This is a genomic window from Serratia proteamaculans (assembly GCF_004684015.1).
Lineage (GTDB): Bacteria > Pseudomonadota > Gammaproteobacteria > Enterobacterales > Enterobacteriaceae > Serratia > Serratia proteamaculans_F.
In genome coordinates, this window is the sequence record NZ_SRIA01000007.1 from 141,985 (window position 1) to 164,862 (window position 22,878).

20 protein-coding genes are annotated in these 22,878 nt (G+C 54.0%); 11 read left to right on the top strand and 9 right to left on the bottom strand.

Annotated elements, in window-relative coordinates:
- Window positions 1–17: 17 nt before the first annotated feature.
- The 6 genes from E5C26_RS05375 to E5C26_RS05400 form a co-directional block, all read right to left on the bottom strand.
- Complete coding sequence (locus E5C26_RS05375) at window positions 18–356, bottom strand: cytochrome o ubiquinol oxidase subunit IV (RefSeq protein ID WP_012005527.1); 339 nt, start codon at window positions 354–356, stop codon at window positions 18–20.
- Window positions 353–970, bottom strand: a complete 618-nt coding sequence (locus E5C26_RS05380; protein ID WP_135315383.1) for a cytochrome o ubiquinol oxidase subunit III — start codon at window positions 968–970, stop codon at window positions 353–355. The genes E5C26_RS05375 and E5C26_RS05380 overlap by 4 nt, the downstream gene beginning before the upstream one ends.
- Window positions 960–2,951: a cytochrome o ubiquinol oxidase subunit I gene (gene cyoB, locus E5C26_RS05385; protein ID WP_130379479.1), complete on the bottom strand. Its 1,992-nt coding sequence runs from the start codon at window positions 2,949–2,951 to the stop codon at window positions 960–962. The genes E5C26_RS05380 and cyoB overlap by 11 nt, the downstream gene beginning before the upstream one ends.
- Before the next feature lie 3 nt (window positions 2,952–2,954).
- Window positions 2,955–3,905 carry a cytochrome o ubiquinol oxidase subunit II gene (gene cyoA, locus E5C26_RS05390; RefSeq protein ID WP_135315384.1) on the bottom strand — a complete coding sequence of 317 codons (951 nt, stop codon included), beginning with the start codon at window positions 3,903–3,905 and terminating at the stop codon, window positions 2,955–2,957.
- Between the two features lie 441 nt (window positions 3,906–4,346).
- On the bottom strand, window positions 4,347–5,825 hold the full coding sequence (gene ampG / locus E5C26_RS05395; protein ID WP_135315385.1) for a muropeptide MFS transporter AmpG: 1,479 nt from the start codon (window positions 5,823–5,825) through the stop codon (window positions 4,347–4,349).
- A 53-nt stretch (window positions 5,826–5,878) separates the two neighbouring features.
- A complete protein-coding gene (locus E5C26_RS05400) occupies window positions 5,879–6,457 on the bottom strand; it encodes a lipoprotein (protein ID WP_135315386.1) in 579 nt (192 codons plus the stop codon).
- 355 nt (window positions 6,458–6,812) lie between these two features.
- On the opposite strand from E5C26_RS05400, the gene bolA reads away from it, so the two are divergent.
- From bolA to E5C26_RS05450, 9 genes are all read left to right on the top strand, one after another.
- Window positions 6,813–7,127, top strand: a complete 315-nt coding sequence (gene bolA / locus E5C26_RS05405; protein ID WP_012005533.1) for a transcriptional regulator BolA — start codon at window positions 6,813–6,815, stop codon at window positions 7,125–7,127.
- A 366-nt stretch (window positions 7,128–7,493) separates the two neighbouring features.
- Window positions 7,494–8,798, top strand: coding sequence for a trigger factor (gene tig / locus E5C26_RS05415; protein WP_112347697.1), 1,305 nt, complete (start codon window positions 7,494–7,496; stop codon window positions 8,796–8,798).
- 562 nt (window positions 8,799–9,360) lie between these two features.
- Complete coding sequence (gene clpP, locus E5C26_RS05420; protein WP_012005535.1) at window positions 9,361–9,984, top strand: ATP-dependent Clp endopeptidase proteolytic subunit ClpP; 624 nt, start codon at window positions 9,361–9,363, stop codon at window positions 9,982–9,984.
- Between the two features lie 162 nt (window positions 9,985–10,146).
- A complete protein-coding gene (clpX, locus tag E5C26_RS05425) occupies window positions 10,147–11,418 on the top strand; it encodes an ATP-dependent protease ATP-binding subunit ClpX (RefSeq protein WP_135315387.1) in 1,272 nt (423 codons plus the stop codon).
- A gap of 195 nt (window positions 11,419–11,613) precedes the next feature.
- The gene (gene lon, locus E5C26_RS05430) at window positions 11,614–13,968 is read left to right on the top strand and encodes an endopeptidase La (protein WP_135315388.1); all 2,355 of its coding nucleotides are present in this window, start codon (window positions 11,614–11,616) and stop codon (window positions 13,966–13,968) included.
- 216 nt (window positions 13,969–14,184) lie between these two features.
- Window positions 14,185–14,457, top strand: coding sequence for a nucleoid-associated protein HU-beta (gene hupB / locus E5C26_RS05435; RefSeq protein WP_017891836.1), 273 nt, complete (start codon window positions 14,185–14,187; stop codon window positions 14,455–14,457).
- Between the two features lie 182 nt (window positions 14,458–14,639).
- A complete protein-coding gene (gene ppiD, locus E5C26_RS05440; protein ID WP_135315389.1) occupies window positions 14,640–16,526 on the top strand; it encodes a peptidylprolyl isomerase in 1,887 nt (628 codons plus the stop codon).
- A gap of 139 nt (window positions 16,527–16,665) precedes the next feature.
- A complete protein-coding gene (locus E5C26_RS05445) occupies window positions 16,666–17,055 on the top strand; it encodes a ComEA family DNA-binding protein (protein ID WP_135315390.1) in 390 nt (129 codons plus the stop codon).
- 155 nt (window positions 17,056–17,210) lie between these two features.
- On the top strand, window positions 17,211–17,624 hold the full coding sequence (locus E5C26_RS05450; RefSeq protein ID WP_135315391.1) for an acyl-CoA thioesterase: 414 nt from the start codon (window positions 17,211–17,213) through the stop codon (window positions 17,622–17,624).
- A gap of 35 nt (window positions 17,625–17,659) precedes the next feature.
- Here the strand turns inward: E5C26_RS05450 and queC are convergent, their stop codons facing one another.
- Entirely contained in the window at window positions 17,660–18,358 is a 699-nt protein-coding gene (gene queC, locus E5C26_RS05455; RefSeq protein ID WP_135315392.1) for a 7-cyano-7-deazaguanine synthase QueC, read from the bottom strand.
- A 118-nt stretch (window positions 18,359–18,476) separates the two neighbouring features.
- Entirely contained in the window at window positions 18,477–20,204 is a 1,728-nt protein-coding gene (locus tag E5C26_RS05460; RefSeq protein WP_135315393.1) for an SgrR family transcriptional regulator, read from the bottom strand.
- A gap of 104 nt (window positions 20,205–20,308) precedes the next feature.
- Here E5C26_RS05460 and cof point away from each other — a divergent pair, with 104 nt between their 5' ends.
- Entirely contained in the window at window positions 20,309–21,133 is an 825-nt protein-coding gene (cof, locus tag E5C26_RS05465) for an HMP-PP phosphatase (RefSeq protein ID WP_135315394.1), read from the top strand.
- A 59-nt stretch (window positions 21,134–21,192) separates the two neighbouring features.
- Here cof and E5C26_RS05470 read toward each other — a convergent pair whose 3' ends face one another.
- Window positions 21,193–22,233 (bottom strand): PLP-dependent cysteine synthase family protein, encoded by a 1,041-nt coding sequence (locus E5C26_RS05470; protein ID WP_135315395.1) that lies wholly within the window; start codon window positions 22,231–22,233, stop codon window positions 21,193–21,195.
- A gap of 122 nt (window positions 22,234–22,355) precedes the next feature.
- Between E5C26_RS05470 and E5C26_RS05475 the strand changes: the two genes are divergently transcribed.
- Window positions 22,356–22,817 (top strand): Lrp/AsnC family transcriptional regulator, encoded by a 462-nt coding sequence (locus E5C26_RS05475; protein ID WP_061806800.1) that lies wholly within the window; start codon window positions 22,356–22,358, stop codon window positions 22,815–22,817.
- Window positions 22,818–22,878 lie beyond the last annotated feature (61 nt).

Genomic DNA, 22,878 nt, shown 5'->3' on the forward strand with positions numbered 1-22,878 from the left:
CACGTCCAGCTCTGCTCTTAATCGACCATCATATTGATGTTGAGGTTGTACATAATCCAGAGTGAACCCACAACAACGATACCGATGATCATAGCGGTGAACAGCAATGCCACCAGGTTCCAGCGCTCTTCCGATGAGGTATTCATGTGCAGGAAGTAAATCAGATGAACAACCACCTGAATCACCGCCATGCCGACTACAACCGCCAGGATGGTGGAGTGAGAGGCGGTGCCGCTCATCACCATCGCAAATGGAATCACCGTCAGGATGATCGACAGAATAAAGCCGATCAGATAGGTCTTAACGCTACCGTGGCTTGCGCCGCCGTGAGAAGTTTCATGGGATGAATGACTCATGACATAACCCCCAGCAGGTAAACAACGGTGAATACGCAGATCCAAACCACATCCAGGAAGTGCCAGAACAGACTCAGGCACATCAGACGGGTCTTGTTGGTTGACGTCAGGCCGCGCTTGCTGACCTGAATCATCATGATAACGATCCAAACCAGGCCGGTAGACACGTGCAGACCGTGGGTAGCAACCAGTGCGAAGAAGCCGGACAGGAACGCACTGCGATCCGGACCATAGCCTTCAACGATCAGGTGATGGAACTCATAGATTTCCATCGCTACGAAGCCCAGACCAAACAGGAAGGTCAGGAACAGCCAGGTATTAACGCTGCCAACCTTGCCTTTGTTCATGCCGATCATCGCCATACCGTAGGTGATGGAGCTGAACAACAGCAGGAAGGTCTCAACCAGAACAAACTTCAGATCGAAGATGTCTTTGCCAGAGGGACCGCCAGCGGTCCCGTTCACCAGTACTGCATAAGTCGCGAACAAGCTCGCAAACAAAATACAGTCGCTCATCAGGTAGATCCAGAATCCGAAGACTTTGGTCTCTCCTGCGTCGTGGTGCCCATGCTCTGCATGGGCTGCGTCATGGTTAGTCAGAGTATCAGTTGACATGTTTCACGCCTGCTTTGCTGATTTGTTCATAGTGTTGGTTTTCAATGCGCTCGATTTCATCAACCTGCACATAGTAATCAACATCTTCATCGAAGCTCTTGGCAATCCAGGTCACGATCATACCTACGAAGGCTGCGATCGCCATCCACCAGATGTCCCAGATCATCGCGAAACCAAATACCAGGCTGAAGCCAGCAATAATCACACCGGCGCCGGTATTTTTCGGCATATGAATCGGTTCGTATTTCGCCGGTTTCTTATAAGCGTTGCCTTTTTCTTTCATGTCCCAGAATTCATCACGGTCATGAATCTGCGGCACTACGGCAAAGTTATAGAACGGCGGTGGAGACGAAGTGGACCACTCCAGCGTACGAGCGCCCCATGGGTCACCGGTCAGATCACGGTTCTGCTCACGGTCACGCACACTGACGTAGATCTGAATCAGTTGGCACAGGATACCGCAGGCAATCAGAGCTGCGCCGCACGCCGCTACCAGCAGCAGTGGGTGGAACTCTGGGTTGATGTTCTGGCTGATACGACGAGTCATACCCATAAAGCCCAGAGCATACAGTGGCATAAAGGCCACGAAGAAACCGATGATCCAGAACCAGAACGCACGGATACCCCAGGTCTCGTTCAGCGTGAAGCCGAAGGATTTAGGGAACCAGTAGGTCAGGCCGGCGAAGCAACCAAACACCACACCACCGATAATCACGTTATGGAAGTGGGCAATCAGGAACAGACTGTTGTGCAGCACGAAGTTCGCGCCCGGTACTGCCAGCAGAACGCCGGTCATCCCACCCACGGAGAAGGTGATGATGAAGCCGATGGTCCACAGCATTGCGGAGTTGAGCTGAATGCGGCCCTGGTACATGGTGAACAGCCAGTTGAAGATTTTCACCCCGGTAGGGATGGAAATGATCATGGTGGCGATACCGAAGAAGGCGTTAACGTTCGCGCCGGACCCCATGGTAAAGAAGTGGTGCAGCCATACGATGAACGACAGAACGGTAATCGCGATGGTTGCCCATACCAGTGAGGTATAGCCGAACAGGCGTTTTCTTGAGAAGGTCGCGGTGACTTCAGAGAACACACCAAACACTGGCAGAACCAGGATATACACCTCTGGGTGACCCCAGGCCCAAATCAGGTTGATGTACATCATCATGTTGCCGCCCATATCATTGGTAAAGAAATGGAAGCCCAGGTAGCGATCCAGGGTCAGCAACGCGATGGTAACAGTCAGAATTGGGAAAGAAACGATGATCAGGACGTTAGTACACAGCGCCGCCCAGGTGAACACCGGCATCTTCATCAGAGGCATGCCAGGGGCACGCATCTTCATGATGGTGGCGAAGAAGTTCACACCGGTCAACAGGGTACCCAGACCGGAAATCTGCAGACTCCAGATCCAGTAATCGACCCCAACGCCAGGACTGTATTCCTTACCCGACAGCGGCGGATACGCCAGCCAACCGGTCTGCGCAAACTCACCCACACCCAGAGAGATGTTGATCAGGACGACACCCACCACGAAGAACCAGAAGCTCAGGGAGTTCAGGAACGGGAAGGCAACGTCGCGCGCACCGATTTGCAAGGGTACAACCACGTTCATCAGGCCGACCACGAAAGGCATCGCCATGAAGAAGATCATGATTACGCCGTGGGCGGTAAAGATCTGGTCGTAGTGGTGCGGTGGCAGGAATCCGGCCTCGCCGGCGGACGCAAGCGCCTGCTGGCTACGCATCATGATGGCATCGGCAAAACCACGCAGCAACATAACCATTGCCACGATGATGTACATGATACCAATTTTTTTATGGTCGACCGAAGTCAGCCAATCGCTCCATAGCCATTTCCACTTGCCGAAATAGGTTATCAGCGCCAGCAGAGCCAGCCCCCCGATAACAATTGCAGCAACGGTGACCATGATGATCGGTTCGTGGTACGGAACCGCATCAATCGTTAATTTTCCCAACATCAGTTATTCCTCGGCTCCGGCGTGAGCAGCATGTTCACCCATGTCCATACCCTGGCTCATGTCCATACCTTCGTGCGTGGTAGCGCCCTTGTGCATGTTCATATCACCCATAAATTTGCCAATAGTTTCTTTGAACAAATTCGGTTTGACACTGGAGAAGTACTCAACCGGGTTATTTTCACTCGGCTCTGCCAGTTTGTTAAAGTCGCTGGTGGCGTTAAGGTTAGTCGGCGATGCTTTCACCTTGGCAACCCACTGATCGAAGTCGCCTTCGGTTGGGGTGACAATGGCGGTGAACTTCATGCCGGAGAACCCGCGACCGCTGAAGCTGCTGGAAATACCGTCGTATTTGCCTGCTTCATTGCCGATCAGGTGCAGTTTGGTCTGCATCCCGGCCATCGCATAAATCTGCCCACCTAACTGAGGGATAAAGAACGAGTTCATTACCGAGTTAGAGGTGATTTTGAATTCAACTGGAACGTCTTTCGGGAAAGCCAGTTCATTAACCGTTGCGATGCCTTGTTCCGGGTAGATGAACAGCCATTTCCAGTCGAGCGACACCACTTCGATAGTCATCGGCTTTTTGTCAGTGACAATCGGCTTGAACGGATCGAGTTCGTGGGTAGTCTTCCAGGTAATGGTGCCAAGGATGGCGATGATAATGATAGGAATGGTCCAGACGACCGCTTCGATTTTGTTGGAATGTGACCAGTTCGGACTGTATTTGGCATCTTTGTTGGAAGCACGGTACTTCCAGGCAAAGGCGAACGCCATAAAGATAACTGGTACCACCACGATCAACATTAATGCGATTGCAGTGATAATCAGTGTCCGTTGCTCAACACCAATTGCTCCTTTGGGATTCATCAATACCATATTGCAACCGCTGAGCATTACAGTGGAAGCAATTAATGACAACATCCCAATACTTTTATTGTATTTCTTAAGTCTCATCTAACGACCTCAATTACAAAGGCTCTATTGTCGTTTCATGTGTGCGGGCATTTTACGGGAAGGTTGCAGTACTGTAAACATGCTTAAGGGAGTGTCAGCGCCTTGTTGACACTTTCTGTTAAGGGGGTCACAGATGTCACGTTGCGTGACAATTTACTAATGGCAACAAAGCGTTGGCACGCTGAATCGTGCCGGGCAAATCGTATGTTAAGGAAAACTAAAGGTATGATGAATTCAACAGGTAAAAACGCTTTTTTGAAATACGAATGAAAGGTTTATTTAATGTAAAATAATTGTGTATTTAAAGTGAATTTAATTTTATTTCCGAGCGATTTAGTCAGGTAAAAAAATAATTCTTCCGCCATTTATGTTCTTTTATTCGAAATAAACTCATCACGCTGATGCATTTTTGCCGACCGGTGCCAACACCGGCCGGCGATATCAGGCCAGCCGGGTGCGACGCAGTGCCAGATAGTCCAACAGACTGCCCATCGCAATGCCCACCAGACTCAGTGCGGCACCGATCTGCAGTAACCGATCGGCCAGATTTGGCAAGGCGGTCCAGTCGAGTGCGTTGGTGATAAGTAAAATCAACCACAGCCCCAGCAATGAGCAACCCAGAGTCAGCATGCGCAACGCCCAGCGATAAAACTGACGGAATTCGGTGCGTGGCATGAAGTTATCCGTACGCTGGGTATATTCCAGCGTCTGTCGACACAGGCGCAGCAGCAACAGGCCGGGCAGGGCCGCGGCAATCGAGAATAAATAGAACAGCGGCCAGCCATGCGCTTCGACAAACCAGCCGGCAATCGGGCCAACATAGACGCGGCCGACGGCGGATAACGCCGAAAGCAGGGCAAACTGGGTCGCGGAAAACGACTTGTTGCACAGCGTCATCAGCAGCGCAACGAAGGCGGCGGTACCCATGCCGCCGCACAGGTTCTCCAGGAAGATAGCGCTACCCATCGTCATGATGTTTTTATCGGTAACCGCCAATATCCAGTAACCGAGATTAGAGACCGCCTGCAGGATGCCGAACAGCATCAGGGCGCGGAACAGGCTGAGACGTTGCATCAGCACGCCACCAAACAGCGCCCCGACGATAGTGGCAAACAGGCCGAGAGTTTTGTTCACCAGCCCAACTTCCCCGGCATCGAACCCTACGCCACGGATCAGGAAAGTGGTACTCAGGCTGCCGGCAAAGGCATCGCCCATTTTGTACATCACGATCAGCAGTAAAATCAGCCAGGCATTGTTACGTGCGAAGAAATCGCGCAACGGAGCGACTACCGCTTCCTCCATGGTGCGCGGCGCAGGAATGCTGTTGTCCGGTTCCGGTGCCAGCAAAGTTGCGACGATGCCGATCAGCATCAATCCTGCCATCAGCCAGTAAGTTGACTGCCAGCCGAAGTAACGATCCGCCAGCCACAGCGCCAGCCCGCCGGATACCAGCATCGCCAGCCGGTAACCCAGCACCGAAACCGCCGCGCCGGCTCCGCGTTCTTCCGCGCTCAGCAGATCGGTTTTATAGGCGTCAAAAACAATATCCTGCGACGCAGAGCAGAACGCCACCAGTACCGCCAAAGCTGCCAGCCACCACAGATGCTGCGCCGGTTGCATAAAGCCCATCGCCACAATCGAGACTACCAGCAGCAGTTGGCTGATCAGCAACCAACCGCGTCGGCGGCCGAGAAATGGCGGGGTGTAGCGGTCCATAAAGGGGGACCACAGGAATTTGAACACGTAGGCCTGACCGACCAGCGAGAAAATGCCGATGGTTTTCAGATCGATGCCTTCGACGGTCATCCAGGCTTGCAGCGTGCCGGAGGTCAGCGCCAGTGGCAGACCCGAAGCAAAACCCAGCAACAGCAGGATCGCGGAGTTACGCTGGGTGAAGAGATTTAGATAGTTTTTCGACATGAGTTCCCTGTCTGCACCGCCCGACTATCCGGGCAGTGCAAGGCGTTCGCGGCTTAACGCGCGTTTTGCTTGATAAAGTCGTTGACGCTGGTGTCCTGCGCCATATCGGCAATAACGTCACCCAACACGCTATTGACCGCGTTAGTGATTTTCTCGTTGGTTGCCGTGAAGGCGCCCTGGACGTTATAGGTTGAACGGTAGTTTTTCACCTGCTTGTTGCCGTTTTTCGCCTGGGCGATGATCGAAATATCGGCCTTGGTGGTGATGTTGTAGCGCAGGTTGCCTTCAGAGACGTCTGCATACAGGTTATTGACCACGATTTGCAGATCAACGGCACCGTCGGCACCGATCATATAGCCGCGCGCGCCCATTTGTTTCTCCAGCACCTCTTGCAGTAAGAAGCGCAGGTCGCGTGATGGTGTCAGCGTTACCAGTTGGCCGTCACGATTGACCTTCGCCAGAGCCTGATCTTTGCGCTGATCCGCGCCGTTAATGCTGATGGTGACGCCTTGCAGAGTTGGGTCCTGCTGCGGCAGTACGATTTTTGGTGTCACGTTCAGGGTGTTGCTGCTGGTAGCACAGCCGGCCAGCATCAGTGCGGCCAACAGTGGAAGGCAAAGTTTTTTCAACATAGTTACTGTCTCATTCTCGATGGATTTTAAGCTGCCCAAAATAGCGAGGCTGGTCTGAGCAAGCTTTCTGTAATAATCAGAGCGGGATAGCCAACAACAAATTGTCGACATCATAGCATCGCCGCCGGCCGGAGGAAGCGCAGAACGCACCGGAGTGACAAATTTTTACCTGCCGTTGATAAAAACATGCTTTTTTGGCCGTCTCAATCAGAAAAACCTCAAGCGGCGGCGGATGTTGGCCGTTTTTTGTCCGCAAAGAAGAGAAATTTACCTGCGTAATGGTCTAAAAGGGGAGAAAGAGGCTAATATTGAAATAGATGGGGGCGGTCCTCTGCCGGTGTAGTAAGGAGATCCTATGATTCGCGAGCAAATAGAAGCAAAGTTAAGGGCGGCATTTGAGCCCGCGTATCTGGAAGTCGTTGATGAAAGCTATCGTCATAACGTTCCGGCGGGTTCAGAAAGTCATTTCAAAGTGGTGTTGGTCAGCGATCGCTTCGTCGGCGAACGTTTCCTGACGCGGCATCGCTCGATTTACGGCGTCCTGTCGGAAGAGCTATCCGATGGTGTACATGCGCTGGCGTTGCACACTTATACCCTGAAAGAGTGGGAAGGGCTGCAGGATACCGTGCCGGCCTCTCCCCCTTGTCGTGGTGCCGGAACCTTGGCCTGACGGCTAAATTTGCGGTATCAGTGGAACTTTGACCACGATTTGGGGTATTACTACAGACGAATTTTGGAACGGCCTGCGGGCCGTTTCTGTTTTTGACGACGACACAGCCGATGCGCAATGCAGCCAAGGCCGGGTCGGCTTCGGCGGCCTTTTGGCGATCAAATCGGCAAAAGTGTGAGTTTTAGCGCGCCGCCGCTGCCTTGCTTTCCTCGACTCGCTCCGCTTGCGCCGCTATAATGTCGCGTCTTATTTTTCCGGAATGGTTTCGGGACACTTCTGTCATCAGGAAACTCGGTTCTGTAATGTAGCCGTCCTGGTTCTTCGAACGGAGTTGACCGAGCACTGTGATTTTTTTGAGGTAACAAGATGCAAGTTTCAGTAGAAACCACTCAAGGCCTTGGGCGCCGTCTCTCTATTACTGTACCCGCTGATACAATCAAGCAGGCTATTAAAAAAGAGCTGATCAACGCTGCAAAAAGCGTTCGTATCGATGGCTTCCGTAAAGGCCATGTACCGATGAACATTGTTGAGCAACGTTATGGCGCTTCCGTTCGTCAAGACGTACTGGGCGATGCGATGCAACGCAGCTTCGTTGATGCGATCATCAAAGAAAAGATCAATCCGGCTGGCGCGCCAAACTACGTGCCGGGCGAGTACAAAGAAGGTGAAGATTTCACTTTCGCCGTTGAGTTCGAAGTGTATCCAGAAGTTGAGCTGAAAGGCCTGGATGGCATCGAAGTTGAGAAGCCAGTGGTTGAAGTTAACGACGCTGACGTTGACACCATGCTGGACACCCTGCGCAAGCAGCAGGCGACCTGGAAAGAGACCGATCGCGCAGCTCAGGCTGAAGACCGTGTGACCGTTGACTTCTCTGGTTCTATCGACGGTGAAGAATTCGAAGGCGGTAAAGCCTCTGATTTCGTACTGGCCATGGGCCAGGGCCGCATGATCCCAGGCTTCGAAGAAGGTCTGGTCGGTCATAAAGCCGGTGAAGAATTCGCCATCGACGTTAATTTCCCAGAAGATTACCACGCTGAAAATCTGAAGGGCAAAGCGGCCAAGTTCGACATCGTTCTGAAGAAAGTAGAAGAGCGTGAACTGCCAGAGCTGACTGAAGAATTCATCAAACGTTTCGGCGTGGCTGATGGTTCTACCGAAGGCCTGCGTGCTGAAGTGCGTAAAAACATGGAGCGCGAGCTGAAAGGCGCTGTGCGTAACCGCATCAAGACTCAGGCAATCGACGGCCTGGTCAGCGCTAACGAAATCGACGTTCCTGCTGCGCTGATCGACGGCGAAGTTGACGTTCTGCGCCGTCAGGCTGCACAACGTTTCGGCGGCAACGAGAAGCAAGCGCTGGAACTGCCACGCGAACTGTTCGAAGAGCAGGCCAAGCGTCGCGTAGTTGTCGGTCTGCTGCTGGGCGAAGTGATCAGCACCAACGATCTGAAAGCTGACGAAGATCGCGTTAAAACGCTGATCGAAGAAATGGCTTCCGCTTACGAAGATCCAAGTGAGGTTGTTGAGTTCTACAGCAAAAACAAAGAGCTGATGAACAACATGCGCAACGTTGCTCTGGAAGAACAAGCGGTTGAAGCCCTGCTGGCAAAAGCGAAAGTGACTGAGAAAGCCACTACCTTCAGCGAGCTGATGAACCAGACTCAACAGGCGTAATGTCTGTACGCCAGGGCGCAACTTGTTGCGCTCTCAGGGCCGGCTTGCCGGCCCTGGCGTTAAAAAAGCCCGTAACCTTCGGTTGCGGGCTTTTCTTTTTGCCACGTTGCTGATTAATCTCAGGTTAAGCGTGACAATATGCACTATATTTACACTGTTGATCTTGGCACAGTCTGGCATGATGGTTGCCACCTGCAGCCCGGGTGTGCAGGATTACCGCTAAAAATACTCTGCCGGGCTTGAAATTCTGACTGTGGCCCCAATCTGTAAAAAGTATATGTATACCCTATAGCTTTCAAGTTGCAGCTAGGCGGCCAGCTCACTCATCCCCAGGCGCTTACTCGAGTAAGTTACTGGGGATGAGCGAGTGCAGGTAACAACGCTGTGACTTGAAAGATGACGGGTATAGGCTGTTTGCCAGAGTGCGCGGGATACAAAAACCGTCGGGTACGTGTGGCGTGGGTCGAATGCTTGAGCATAGTCATCATGACCGTTCTCAAGTAGAATCGGTGTAATAGGGTGTAACCCTGGCCGCCAAGGCAATTTCTATTAGGAGACGGTAATGTCATACAGTGGCGAACGAGATCAATTTGCACCTAACATGGCCCTGGTGCCGATGGTGGTAGAGCAGACTTCACGCGGGGAGCGTTCTTACGACATCTATTCCCGCCTGCTGAAAGAGCGCATTATTTTCCTGACCGGCCAGGTCGAAGATCACATGGCCAACCTGATTGTGGCGCAGATGCTGTTCCTCGAAGCAGAAAGCCCGGAAAAAGACATTTTCCTCTACATTAACTCCCCGGGTGGCGTGATCACCGCAGGCATGTCAATCTATGACACCATGAAGTTCATCAAGCCAGACGTCAGCACCATTTGTATGGGCCAGGCGTGCTCGATGGGCTCCTTCCTGCTGACCGCGGGTGCCAAGGGCAAACGTTTCTGTCTGCCGAATTCACGCGTGATGATCCACCAGCCGCTGGGCGGCTATCAGGGCCAGGCGACGGATATCGAAATCCATGCGCGTGAAATCCTGAAGGTGAAGGCGCGTATGAATGAGCTGATGGCAGAACACACCGGCCAGACACTGGAGCAGATCGAACGCGATACCGAGCGCGATCGCTTTATGACCGCGGAAGAAGCGGTAGAATACGGTCTGGTTGACGGCATTCTGACGCACCGCAAGTAACACCACGCGGCTGGCGAGGTAATTGTGCGAGCCGATAGACTATAGTAATCAGAGCGGGCGTGGCTCGCTCTGGTGAGCATTATCGGCATTCCCGGTATGAATTTGGGGCGCACGGCCGCCGTGATTTTCCTGCGGGACAAAGACTAAAGAAGAGGTTTACTGATGACAGATAAGCGCAAAGACGGTTCAGGAAAGCTGCTGTACTGCTCTTTCTGCGGCAAAAGCCAGCATGAAGTGCGTAAGCTGATTGCCGGTCCGTCAGTGTATATCTGCGATGAATGTGTTGACCTGTGTAACGACATTATTCGCGAAGAGATTAAAGAAGTTTCACCGCATCGTGAGCGCAGCGCGCTGCCGACGCCGCATGAGATCCGCCACCACCTGGATGACTACGTCATCGGTCAGGAACCGGCGAAGAAAGTGCTGGCGGTAGCGGTGTATAACCACTACAAACGCCTGCGCAACGGCGATACCAGCAACGGTATCGAGTTGGGCAAAAGCAACATTCTGCTGATTGGTCCTACCGGTAGCGGTAAAACCTTGCTGGCAGAAACGCTGGCACGCTTCCTGGATGTGCCTTTCACCATGGCCGATGCCACCACGCTGACCGAAGCCGGTTATGTGGGTGAGGACGTGGAGAATATTATCCAGAAGCTGCTGCAGAAATGTGACTACGACGTGCAGAAAGCCCAGCGCGGCATCGTCTACATCGATGAAATCGATAAGATTTCTCGTAAGTCAGACAACCCGTCCATTACCCGTGACGTTTCGGGTGAGGGCGTGCAGCAGGCGCTGTTGAAGCTGATTGAAGGCACTATTGCTGCCGTTCCGCCTCAGGGTGGCCGTAAGCATCCGCAGCAGGAATTCCTGCAGGTTGACACCTCGAAAATCCTGTTTATCTGCGGCGGCGCATTTGCCGGCCTGGATAAAGTGATCGGTCAGCGCGTTAATACCGGTTCCGGTATTGGTTTTGGCGCCACCGTGAAGGGTGAGTCTGAGAAAGCGACCGAAGGCGAACTGCTGTTGCAGGCTGAACCGGAAGATCTGATCAAGTTTGGCCTGATCCCTGAGTTCATCGGCCGTCTGCCGGTGGTGGCCACGCTGAGTGAGCTGAGCGAAGATGCGCTGATCCAGATCCTGAAAGAGCCGAAAAATGCCCTGACCAAACAGTATCAGGCATTGTTCAATCTGGAAGGTGTGGAGCTGGAGTTCCGTGAAGAAGCATTGAACGCCATCGCCAGAAAGGCGATGAAACGTAAAACCGGTGCACGTGGCCTGCGTTCTATCGTGGAAGCCGCGCTGCTGGATACCATGTATGACCTGCCTTCAATGGAAAGCGTCGACAAAGTGGTGATCGACGAGTCGGTCATCGCCGGTCAGTCCAAACCGCTGTTGATTTACGGCAAACCGGAAGCACAGGCTTCAGGCGAATAATTCGCCAGTCAAACCAGAAAGTTAATGTCAAAATGGGGGATTTTATCCCCCATTTTTATTTCCTGCATTCTTGCCGTTGAATGTAAGAGATTCATCCCCATATACTCATTAACCAGATTTTATGAAACGTTTGATGCTTGCGTCTCATGAGATTCCCCCTCAACCTGGCGGAAGTTAAACTTAAGAGAGAGCTCTATGAACCCTGAGCGTTCCGAACGCATTGAAATCCCCGTGTTGCCGTTGCGCGACGTGGTGGTTTATCCGCACATGGTGATCCCGTTATTTGTTGGCCGGGAAAAATCGATTCGGTGCCTCGAAGCAGCAATGGATCACGATAAAAAGATCATGCTGGTGGCACAGAAAGAGGCCTCAACGGATGAACCTGGCATTAATGATTTATTCTCAGTCGGCACGGTAGCGTCGATCCTGCAAATGCTGAAATTGCCTGATGGCACGGTAAAAGTGCTGGTCGAAGGCCTGCAGCGGGCGCGTATTACTACGCTTTCCGACAGCGGCGAGCATTTTGCTGCCCAGGCAGAATATCTTGAGTCACCCGCGATTGACGAGCGTGAACAAGAAGTGCTGGTACGCACTGCAATCAATCAGTTTGAAGGCTACATCAAACTGAACAAGAAAATTCCACCGGAGGTGCTGACGTCATTGAACAGCATCGACGATGCTGCGCGCCTGGCGGATACCATCGCCGCGCACATGCCGCTGAAGCTCAGCGACAAGCAGTCGGTACTGGAGATGTTCGATATCACCGAGCGTCTTGAATACCTGATGGCGATGATGGAGTCGGAAATCGACCTGCTGCAGGTTGAGAAACGCATCCGTAATCGCGTCAAAAAACAGATGGAAAAAAGTCAGCGCGAGTACTATCTGAATGAGCAGATGAAGGCGATTCAGAAAGAACTGGGCGAGATGGACGATGCGCCGGACGAGCATGAAGCGCTGAAGCGCAAGATCGAAGCGGCGAAAATGCCGAAAGACGCGCGTGAAAAAACCGAAGCGGAACTGCAAAAGCTGAAAATGATGTCGCCAATGTCTGCGGAAGCCACCGTGGTGCGCGGCTACATCGATTGGATGCTACAGGTGCCGTGGAATGCGCGCAGCAAGGTTAAAAAAGACCTGCTCAAGGCGCAGGAAGTGCTCGATATCGATCACTACGGTCTGGAACGCGTCAAAGACCGTATTCTTGAGTATCTCGCAGTACAGAGCCGCGTAAGCAAAATCAAAGGGCCGATCCTGTGTTTGGTTGGGCCTCCTGGCGTGGGTAAAACCTCGTTGGGTCAGTCGATCGCTAAAGCGACCGGCCGCCAGTACGTGCGTATGGCGTTGGGTGGCGTGCGTGACGAAGCGGAAATCCGCGGTCACCGCCGTACCTATATCGGTTCCATGCCGGGCAAACTGATCCAGAAAATGGCCAAGGTTGGGGTGAAAAACCCGCTGTTCCTGCTCGATGAGATCGACAAGATGTCTTCCGACATGCGTGGCGATCCGGCTTCTGCACTGCTTGAGGTGCTGGATCCGGAACAGAACGTGGCGTTTAACGATCACTATCTGGAAGTGGATTACGATCTGTCCGACGTGATGTTCGTGGCGACCTCGAACTCGATGAACATTCCTGCGCCGTTGCTGGATCGTATGGAAGTGATCCGCCTGTCCGGCTATACCGAGGACGAGAAACTCAATATTGCCAAGCAGCATCTGTTGCCGAAGCAGCTTGAGCGTAACGCCCTGAAAAAAGGTGAGCTGACGGTCGACGACAGCGCCATTACCGGCATTATCCGCTTTTACACCCGCGAGGCTGGGGTGCGTAGCCTGGAGCGTGAAATCTCCAAGCTGTGCCGTAAAGCGGTGAAAACGCTGCTGATGGACAAGAAGCTCAAGCATATCGAGATCAACGGCGACAACCTGAAAGATTACCTGGGCGTACAGCGTGTTGACTACGGCCGTGCGGATACCGAAAACCGGGTGGGTGAAGTTACCGGCCTGGCGTGGACGGAAGTGGGTGGCGATCTGCTGACCATTGAAACCGCCTGCGTACCGGGCAAGGGTAAGCTGACCTACACCGGCTCGCTCGGTGAAGTGATGCAGGAATCTATCCAGGCTGCACTGACCGTGGTGCGTGCGCGCGCGGATAAATTGGGCATTAACCCTGATTTTTACGAGAAGCGTGACATCCACGTGCACGTGCCGGAAGGCGCTACACCTAAGGATGGCCCAAGCGCCGGTATTGCGATGTGCACCGCGCTGGTTTCCTGCCTGACGGGCAACCCGGTTCGTGCCGATGTGGCGATGACCGGCGAGATCACGCTGCGTGGTCAGGTTCTGCCAATTGGTGGCCTGAAAGAGAAGCTGCTGGCAGCACATCGTGGCGGCATCAAAACTGTGCTGATCCCGTATGAAAACAAGCGCGATCTGGAAGAGATCCCGGCGAACGTTATTGCCGATTTGGATATTCATCCGGTGCAGCGAATTGATGAAGTTTTGGACCTTGCGTTGCTCAATCCGGCCTTCGGCGCATTGCCGGTCGCGGCAAAATAGTGATGTATCGCAAAAACCATTGATAAAACTTATGCTGGCAAGTCATTTCGGACTTGCCAGTCTTTTTTTGTACCGCTAAGTTAGACAGCTGTCGGCCCGCGTTTTGTCACGCTTTCGGTGGCTTGCCAAGGCACGATGGGATTGATATAACAGCTGCGCTGTCGCAACCGTAGGGATTTTTCGGTGCGACGTTTGAATTCTAGAGGGGATGATAGAGTGAATAAGTCACAACTGATCGACAAAATTGCCGCAGGTGCTGATATTTCCAAAGCGGCAGCTGGACGTGCTTTAGATGCAGTGATTGCATCCGTTACTGATTCCTTGAAGGAAGGGGATGACGTGGCCCTGGTGGGTTTCGGTTCCTTCACCGTGCGTGAACGTTCGGCCCGTACCGGTCGTAACCCGCAAACCGGTAAAGAGATCAAAATCGCGGCAGCCAAAGTTCCGGCCTTCCGTGCAGGGAAAGCGCTGAAAGACGCAGTAAACTGATTGTTTGCGTCTAACCGTTTAGCGTTACAGGGCTTTGTAATAAACAATCACCTGACGCAACGGTGCTGGTAAGGTAAGATATAAGGCGCATCAGATTGATGCGCTTTTTTTATTTTTGTCGCAGGGAACGCGCCTGCGCAAGGGTGTTTTTAATCCACATCACAGCGGAGTGTTGTCACACTATGATGGACAATTTACGCGCGGCAGCTAATAACGTCGTGCTCAAAATCATCCTGGCCCTGATCATCTTGTCATTTATTTTGACCGGGGTGGGTAACTACCTGATCGGCGGTTCCGGCGATTATGCAGCGAAAGTAAATGGTCAGGTGATCGAGCGCGCTCAGCTGGAACAGGCTTTCCAAAGCGAACGCAGCCGCATGCAGCAACAGCTGGGTGACCAGTTCTCCGCACTGGCGGGCAACGAAGGTTATATGCAGCAGATGCGCCATCAGGCGTTGTCTCAGTTGATCGACAACATGCTGCTGGACCAATATGCCAAGAAATTAGGCCTGAGCGTCAGCGACGATCAGGTAAAAGACGCCATCCGCAAGGCGCCTTACTTCCAGACTGACGGCCAGTTCGATAACGCCAAATATCTCGATCTGATTAGCCGCATGGGTTACACCGCCGATAACTTTGCACAGTCAATGCGTCAGCAACTGGTTAACCAGCAGGTGATCCAGGCCTTTGGCGGTTCGGGCTTCATTCTGCCTGCCGAAGCTCAGGATATGACGGCACTGGTGCTGCAACAGCGCGATGTGCGCTTGGCTACGCTGGATCTGAAAGCGTTGCAGGCCAAGCAGACCGTGACCGACGACGAGTTGAAAGACTACTACAGCCAGAACAAGAACAGCTTCATTGCGCCAGAACAGGTCAAAGTAAGCTACATCCCAATGGACGCCGCGGCTATGCAAGACAAGGTCACGGTAGCCGACGCGGATATCAGCGCCTATTACGACCAGCACAAAAGCAGCTACGGCCAGCCTGAGCGCAAGAACTACAGCGTGATCCAGTTGAAAACCGAGGCGGAAGCCAACGCGGTACTGGATGAGCTGAAGAAAGGCGGCGATTTTGCCACCCTGGCGAAAGACAAATCCACCGACATCATTTCACGCCGTACCGGCGGTGAGCTGGGTTGGTTGGAGCCGGACACCACTGCAGACGAACTCAAGCAGGCGAACCTGACCGAAAAAGGCCAGCTTTCCGGCGTCGTGAAGTCTTCGGTAGGTTATCTGGTGATCCGTCTGAACGACATCGAGCCGGAAAAAGTGAAACCCTTGAGCGAAGTGCGTGACGCTATCGCCAAGCAGGTTAAGCAGGAGAAAGCGGTAGACGCTTATTACGCGCTGCAACAGAAAGTGAGTGAAGCGGCTACCAGCGATAACGAGTCTCTGGCATCGGCCGAAGAGGCCGCAGGCGTGAAAGCGCAGCAGACCGACTGGTTTACCCGCGACAACATCCCGGCAGCGCTGAACTTCAAACCGGTCATTCAGTCGATTTTCGACGGTTCACTGATTGGTGAAGGCGGCTCTCCGGGCAGCAACTCCGACGTGATCACCGTTGATGGCGACCGTGCCTTCGTGATCCGCGTGTCTGGCCACAAGCCAGAGGGCATTGAACCGTTCGACCAGGTGAAAGATCGCGTGGCGGAACTGGTCAAGCGCAATAAAGCGGAACAGGAAGCGAAACTGCAGGGCGAGAAGCTGCTGGTTGAGCTGAAACAGGGTAAGGGCGACGAGGCGATGAAAGCCGCTGGCCTGAGCTTTGGCAGCGTGCAGAAGATGGCGCGTGCGCCGGAAGACAGCCAACTGGTGCAGAGCGTGTTCGCGCTGCCGCATCCGCAAGAAGGCAAGCCGGTTTATGGCATGTCGCAGGACCGTCAGGACAACGTGGTACTGATTGCGCTGGATGCCGTGAAACCAGGCACCTTGCCGGCTGAGGAAATGAAAACCTTCGTCAGCAAGATGGAAGAAGGTGCGACGGGCGTGTCCTTTGACTCTCTGCTGGCCAGCCTGCGCAAAGAAGCCAAGATCACCATGGGTGCCGCTGAGCAGCAGCAACCTCAGTAAAGCGCCGCAGTTTTCTGCAACGCAATGCAATCCTCAAAGGCCGCTTTCGCGGCCTTTTCCATATCTGAAATCCGCCGATTGCTGAAGTTTCTTCGCTGCGGCAAGGTGAGCTTGCTGTTACACACAAGGAGGATACAGCATGCAACCTACAGAAATAAAAGCGGTAAATCAGAGTGGTTTTAGCTTCAAAGCCTTGCTGACCGTAGCATTGCTTTGCCTGACGGGGCCAGCATTGGCCGCGGAAGAAAAAGCGGTTTCCGGGCAACCGGTGCTCTCCGTGCCGGCGGCTAATGCAGGGCAGGGCGCAGAGGCCGGGGCGGCTGTCAATGATGAGGCATCGGTCAGCATCAATCAGGCCGATGCCGAACAACTGGCCAGCATACTCAAGGGAGTTGGATTGAAAAAAGCGGAGAGCATTGTGCGCTACCGCGAGCAGAATGGCCCCTTTACGCAGATTGAGCAGCTTCAGGAGGTTCCGGGCATTGGGCCTGCACTGTTTGAAAGGAATCGCGCGCGGCTCAAAATGTGATTTCGATCACGGCTGCGTGGCAAAGTGATAATGCAGCCCTTTTTCCTCTGCTACATTTTACAGGTCTTACCAGTTTGGCACCTTGACCAAATGGGTGAAGGAGTCGCTTGCGGCTCCTTCTTTCTGTAATCACCAGGCAGGAGTGGTTGTTACCTATGCACCAGACCTTTATCAAAGTCCGTGGTTATCATCTTGATGTTTATCAGCACGTGAACAACGCCCGCTATCTGGAGTTTTTGGAGGAGGCGCGCTGGGATTGGCTGGAGAACCAGGAAGGCTTCCGCTGGATGACGGAAAACAACATCGCCTTTATCGTGGTGAACATCAACATTAACTATCGCACCCCGGCGGTATTGGGTGACAAGCTACGCATTGACAGCCAGATGGTGCAGCTTAACGGCAAAAGCGGCGTGTTGAGCCAGAAGGTCTCGCAGGATGCCAGCGGGGCTCCGGTAGCGGATGCGTTGCTGACCTTTGTTTGTGTCGATCTGAAAACCCAGCGGGCATTGCCGATTGAGGGGGCACTGCGCGAACACCTGCAGGTGCTCACGCCGCTGGAAGATAGCTAAAACAACGAGCGGCAACTTGTGCCGCCGTTATTCAATCAGGCCAGACCGGTCTTCTGCTTCAGGCTCGCCATCACTTCGGCCTTGTTGATTTGGTACTGCTGCAGGCCGTTGGCGCGCAGATGGCAGGCCGCACATTCACCGCAGCCATTGCCTTTGATACCGTTGTAGCAGGTCAGGGTGTCCTGCTGCACCAGCGCCAATTGATGGTAGTAATCTGCCAGTGCCCAGGTTTCTGCCTTGTTCAGCCACATCAAAGGCGTTTCAAAGCGGATATCACGGGCGATGCCCAGTACTATCGCCTGGTTCAGCGCTTTGACAAACTCGTCGCGACAGTCCGGGTAACCGGAGAAGTCGGTTTCACACACGCCGGTGATCACCGCTTCAGCTTCCACCTGATAGGCATAAATCGCCGCCAGCGTCAGGAACAGAATGTTGCGGCCCGGTACAAAGGTGCTCGGTAACCCATTGCTCTGCGTGCTGTCGTAGGCGGGAACCGGAATGTTGTCACGGGTCAGGCTACTGATCGCCAGCTCATTGAGCAGACCTACGTCCAGCAGCTTATGCGCCTTGGCCCCCAGGGCCACCGACAGTTCCTGAGCCACTTCAATCTCGGCGCGATGACGCTGGCCGTAGTCAAAGGTGACGCAATGAACTTCATCATACTGTTTCAATGCCTGAATCAAGCAGGTCGTGGAATCTTGTCCACCGCTGAAAACGACAACCGCGCGCTTCATAAAATAACCTCAATTTATTGCTGAGACCCTACCCGATACACATTCGGGCGGTAAGATAAAAATGCGTTGCGGCAGCAATGGTAGCAGAAATGGTGGCATACCGCTGGGCTGGGCAAATTCAGTCGGTTGATGGCGACGTGGTATTTTCCACCGGCGGTGGCAGCCAGGCCTGACAGAAATCGAACCAACCGTGGGCCGTCAGGGTGACGCCATGAATGCGCGGCGGCGCGCTGATTTGATACTGATAGTGGAACAGCGGGGTGATAATCGCCGCCGCCATAAGCTGCTGATAATAGTCTTTCAATTGCTGGTAACGTGCTTGCTGTGCCGGGAGCTGCTGAGTCTGTTGCAACGTTTGTTGCTGGTGCTGCCAGCGAGCGTCGGGCAGGATACCGCGCCACAGCGTATCTTGCCTCAGCCAGCTTTCCAGCGTGGCCTCAGGTGACTCGCCAATCAGGTTATCCGCCAGCAGCAGGTCGGCCTGTTCGATTTGTTCGGCGCTTTGCCAGCGTTTACCCGCGTAGTAGCGCAGTTCCAGCTCGCAGCCGTGTTGCGCCAACAGTTGCTGCAAGGCCACAGTGACCGTCTCCAGCTCCACCGGTGGCCGATACAACAGCGTCAATTTGGCGGGCAGGGCAATATCCTCGTCGGCCTGATGCTGTGGAATTGCCCAGCCGGGCAGCATCTCACGGCTGGGGGTGATGACGCTGTTGGGCACCGGCAGAGTGGCCAACAGGCCGGATTGCTGGATCAGCATCAGCAGTTTTTTTCCCTGAGCTTCGCTGAGCACGCCGTGCTTCAAATTCACCGCCAGATAGCACCAACCCAGGCTCATGCTCCTTTGTACCGGCCGTGCCAAAGCCATCTCTTCCTGCTGACCGAGGGTTATACGTACCGGATGCTGGCAACTGGTATAAGCATCACCGGTGTTCAGCTCGGGGGTGATCCAATACTCGATGCTCTCAAGAAAAGGATGCTGCAAATGATAAAACGGGTGTTGCTCCAGCCGAACCAGGTGCGGTTGGTTCAGCGTCAGCTTAAACGGGCCGGCCCCCATGCCCGAAGTCTCCGGATGGGTCAGCAGGCAAGGCAACTCCGCCAGCCGATGTGCCAACCAATAATCTGGATGCTGCAATTCAAACTGCAGACACAGCGCATGGGGAAGACTGATAGCGGCAACGTTGGCCAGGCTTGGTTGGCTACGAGGATGTTGCTGCAGTTTTTCCAGCGTTTGCAGCAGCTGCTGGCCGGTCAGTGGCTCACCGTTGTGCCAGCGCAATTGGCTGCGTAGAAAGAACTGCCAGCGCAGGCCGTCATGGCTGATTTGCCAATGGTGGGCCAGATCGGATTGCGGCTCGGGATTACCGGTAATAAACCGCGTCAGGCCGGCATGCAGGGTGGCGACCAAATGCTGTTCGGCGCGGCCGGTCAGGGTCAGCGGATCCAGCGATTCGAGCGTGCGGTAGTAGGGGATACGCAGCGTTGGGCTGCCGGCTTGCCATTGCCCACCGAGATGTGGGCTGAGCAGTTCCTGTAAATGTTGCGGATCCAACTGCGCCATTTCCAGCGCCCCCTGATGATCGCCATCCTTCAGCAACCTTTGAAGATGGGCAGCGCGTAGCTCATCCGGCGTTTTCAGGCAGTGCAGGTGTGCACGTTTACCGCGTCCGGGCTGTGACTGCCAGCTCAGCCAGCCTTGATCCTGCAGCTGTTGCACCAGAGTGCGGGCGTGGCGTTCGCTGCAATAGAACATCGCCGCCAGTTCGCCGACGGTAATGGTGACCGGTGTGCCACCGAGCTGCTGGTACAGGCGTTGGTACTGGCTGAGGCGGTGTGTCAGACGCATGAGGGGAAATCCGGAACAGTTTTCCAGAATTGTTCACTATTACTTCCGTAAATACCATCCCATACTGCAGGGACTGTAATCGCGTTCACATTCATGGGGTTTTTATGTATCGCCTGGCGGCTTTTGATATGGATGGCACTTTGTTGACACCGGATCACCGGGTCGGGCCGGAGACTCTGGCGGTGCTAAAACAACTTCTTGAACGTGAGATGGTGGTGACTTTCGCCACCGGGCGCCACTACCTTGATGCGCAGCCGATCATGGCGCAGTTAGGCCTGCAGGGTTATCTGATTACCGGCAACGGCACGCGGGTCTATGACAATCAGGGGCTGCAACTGCAGGCTACCGATTTGCCGGCCGATATTGCCGAAGAGGTACTGCATACCCATTGGCGTACCGACGCCAGCATGCACGTCTTCCGTGATGAAGGCTGGATGACCGAGTTTGCGCTACCGGAGGACATGTTGCAGGCCCACCACCTTAGCGGCTTCCATTATCAGCTTACCGAACTGCGGCGTTTACCGGCGTTCGGTAACAGCAAGGTTTGTTTTGTTGGGCCGCATGAGGAACTGTTGAAACTTCAGGTACAACTGCGCCAGCACTTTGCTGCGCGGGTTGATCTCTGTTTCTCGGCTTATGAATGCCTGGAAGTCTTGCCACTGGGCTGCAACAAGGGCTCGGCGCTGGATATGCTAAGCCGCCATCTGGGGCTGAAGATGGCGGACTGCATGGCATTTGGTGATGCAATGAACGACAAGGAAATGCTGGCGACGGTAGGGCACGGGGTGGTGATGGGCAATGCCTTGCCACAGTTGAAGTTGCTATTGCCACAGCTACCGGTTATCGGCCACTGCGAACAGCAGGCGGTAGCCCACTATTTGCAACATTGGCTGCGTTCACCCTACCTCACCTATTCCCCCGAATTATGAGGCTTTATTGGCAGCCGGCCGGGTAGACTTACCCGGCTTTTTTTCGTCTGTTTTACTGATTACAAATCCGCTAATTGCGCCAGATAAGGCGTCAGATCACCGATATTGCTGCTCACCCATTCCGGGTTGTAATAGGTGTCCAGGTAGCGCTCACCGCTGTCGCACAGCAGTGTCACGATTGAACCCTGCTCACCGTTTTCCCGCATTTGTTTAGCCAACTGCAGCGCACCCCACACGTTGGTACCGGTAGAGGCCCCAACCTTGCGTCCCAGAACCGTTTCCAGCCAGTGGATAGTGGCGATGCTGGCGGCATCCGGCACGCGGATCATGCTGTCGACTACCGACGGAATAAAGGATGGCTCTGCGCGTGGGCGGCCTATGCCTTCTATCCGGCTGCCGCAACTGCCGATCAGGGTGCGGTCACGCTGGTGGAAGCAATCGTAGAATACCGAGTTTTCCGGATCGACCACCGTCAGGCGGGTATCGTGCCCCTGATAGCGGATATAGCGCCCCAGGGTGGCGGAGGTGCCGCCGGTACCGGCGCTCATCACGATATGTTTGGGGACCGGGAAAGGTTCACGCGCCATCTGGCGGAAGATGCTGTCGGCGATGTTGTTGTTGCCGCGCCAGTCGGTGGCCCGTTCGGCGTAGGTGAACTGATCCATATAGTGACCATTCAGCTCTTGCGCCAACTGCTCGGAGACAGCGTAAATCTGCGCCGCATGGTCGACGAAATGGCAACGACCGCCGTAGAACGCGATCTGCTCCACTTTGCGGCGTGCGGTACAGGAAGGCATGACGGCAATAAACGGCAGGCCAATCAGCCGGGCGAAGTAAGCCTCGGACACCGCCGTACTGCCGGATGAGGCCTCGATAATGGTGGTGTTTTCAGTGATCCAACCGTTACACAGGCCATACAGGAACAGTGAACGCGCCAGCCGGTGTTTCAGGCTACCGGTCGGGTGAGTGCTTTCATCTTTCAGATACAGGCAGATACCGGGGAATTCCGGCAGGTTCAGGCGGATCAGGTGGGTGTCGGCGGAGCGTTGGAAATCCGCTTCTATTTCACCGATAGCATATTTTACCCAAGAAGTTGTCATTATCCGGTCTCAGCATAGGGGGCTTATTTACTGCATAATATAGCCTGCCGCTGGGAAAAAAGGATTGCCATTTTCCCTGTTTAATCGCCTAATGGGAGAAAATTATTCTCCTGGTTGGCGCTATGTTAGATAAAACAGACCGTAAATTACTGTGCATGCTGCAACAGGATTGCACGCAACCGCTGCAGGCGCTGGCCGACGCGGTCAATCTGACATCGACCCCGTGCTGGAAAAGACTCAAACGGCTGGAAGAAGAAGGCTACATTCGTGGTCGGGTTGCGCTGCTGGATAACGAAAAGCTCGGCCTGGGCCTGACGGCATTCGTGCTGATCAAAACCCAGCAGCACAGCAGCGAGTGGTATCAGCAGTTCGTGCAACTGACCAAGCAGATGCCGGAGGTGCTGGCGTTCTACCGCATGGCGGGAGAGTACGATTACCTGATGCAGGTGGAAGTGGCGGATATGAAGAGCTACGACAGCTTTTACAAGCGCCTGGTGAACGGTGTTCCGGGGCTGATCGACGTCACTTCCAGCTTCGCGATGGAAAAAATCAAATACACCACGGCACTGCCGGTTCCTGAGTGAAAAGTTCACCAAACTGGCAAAGTAACAGTGGTATCCTACTCTGCTGAGGCAGAATGAGAGA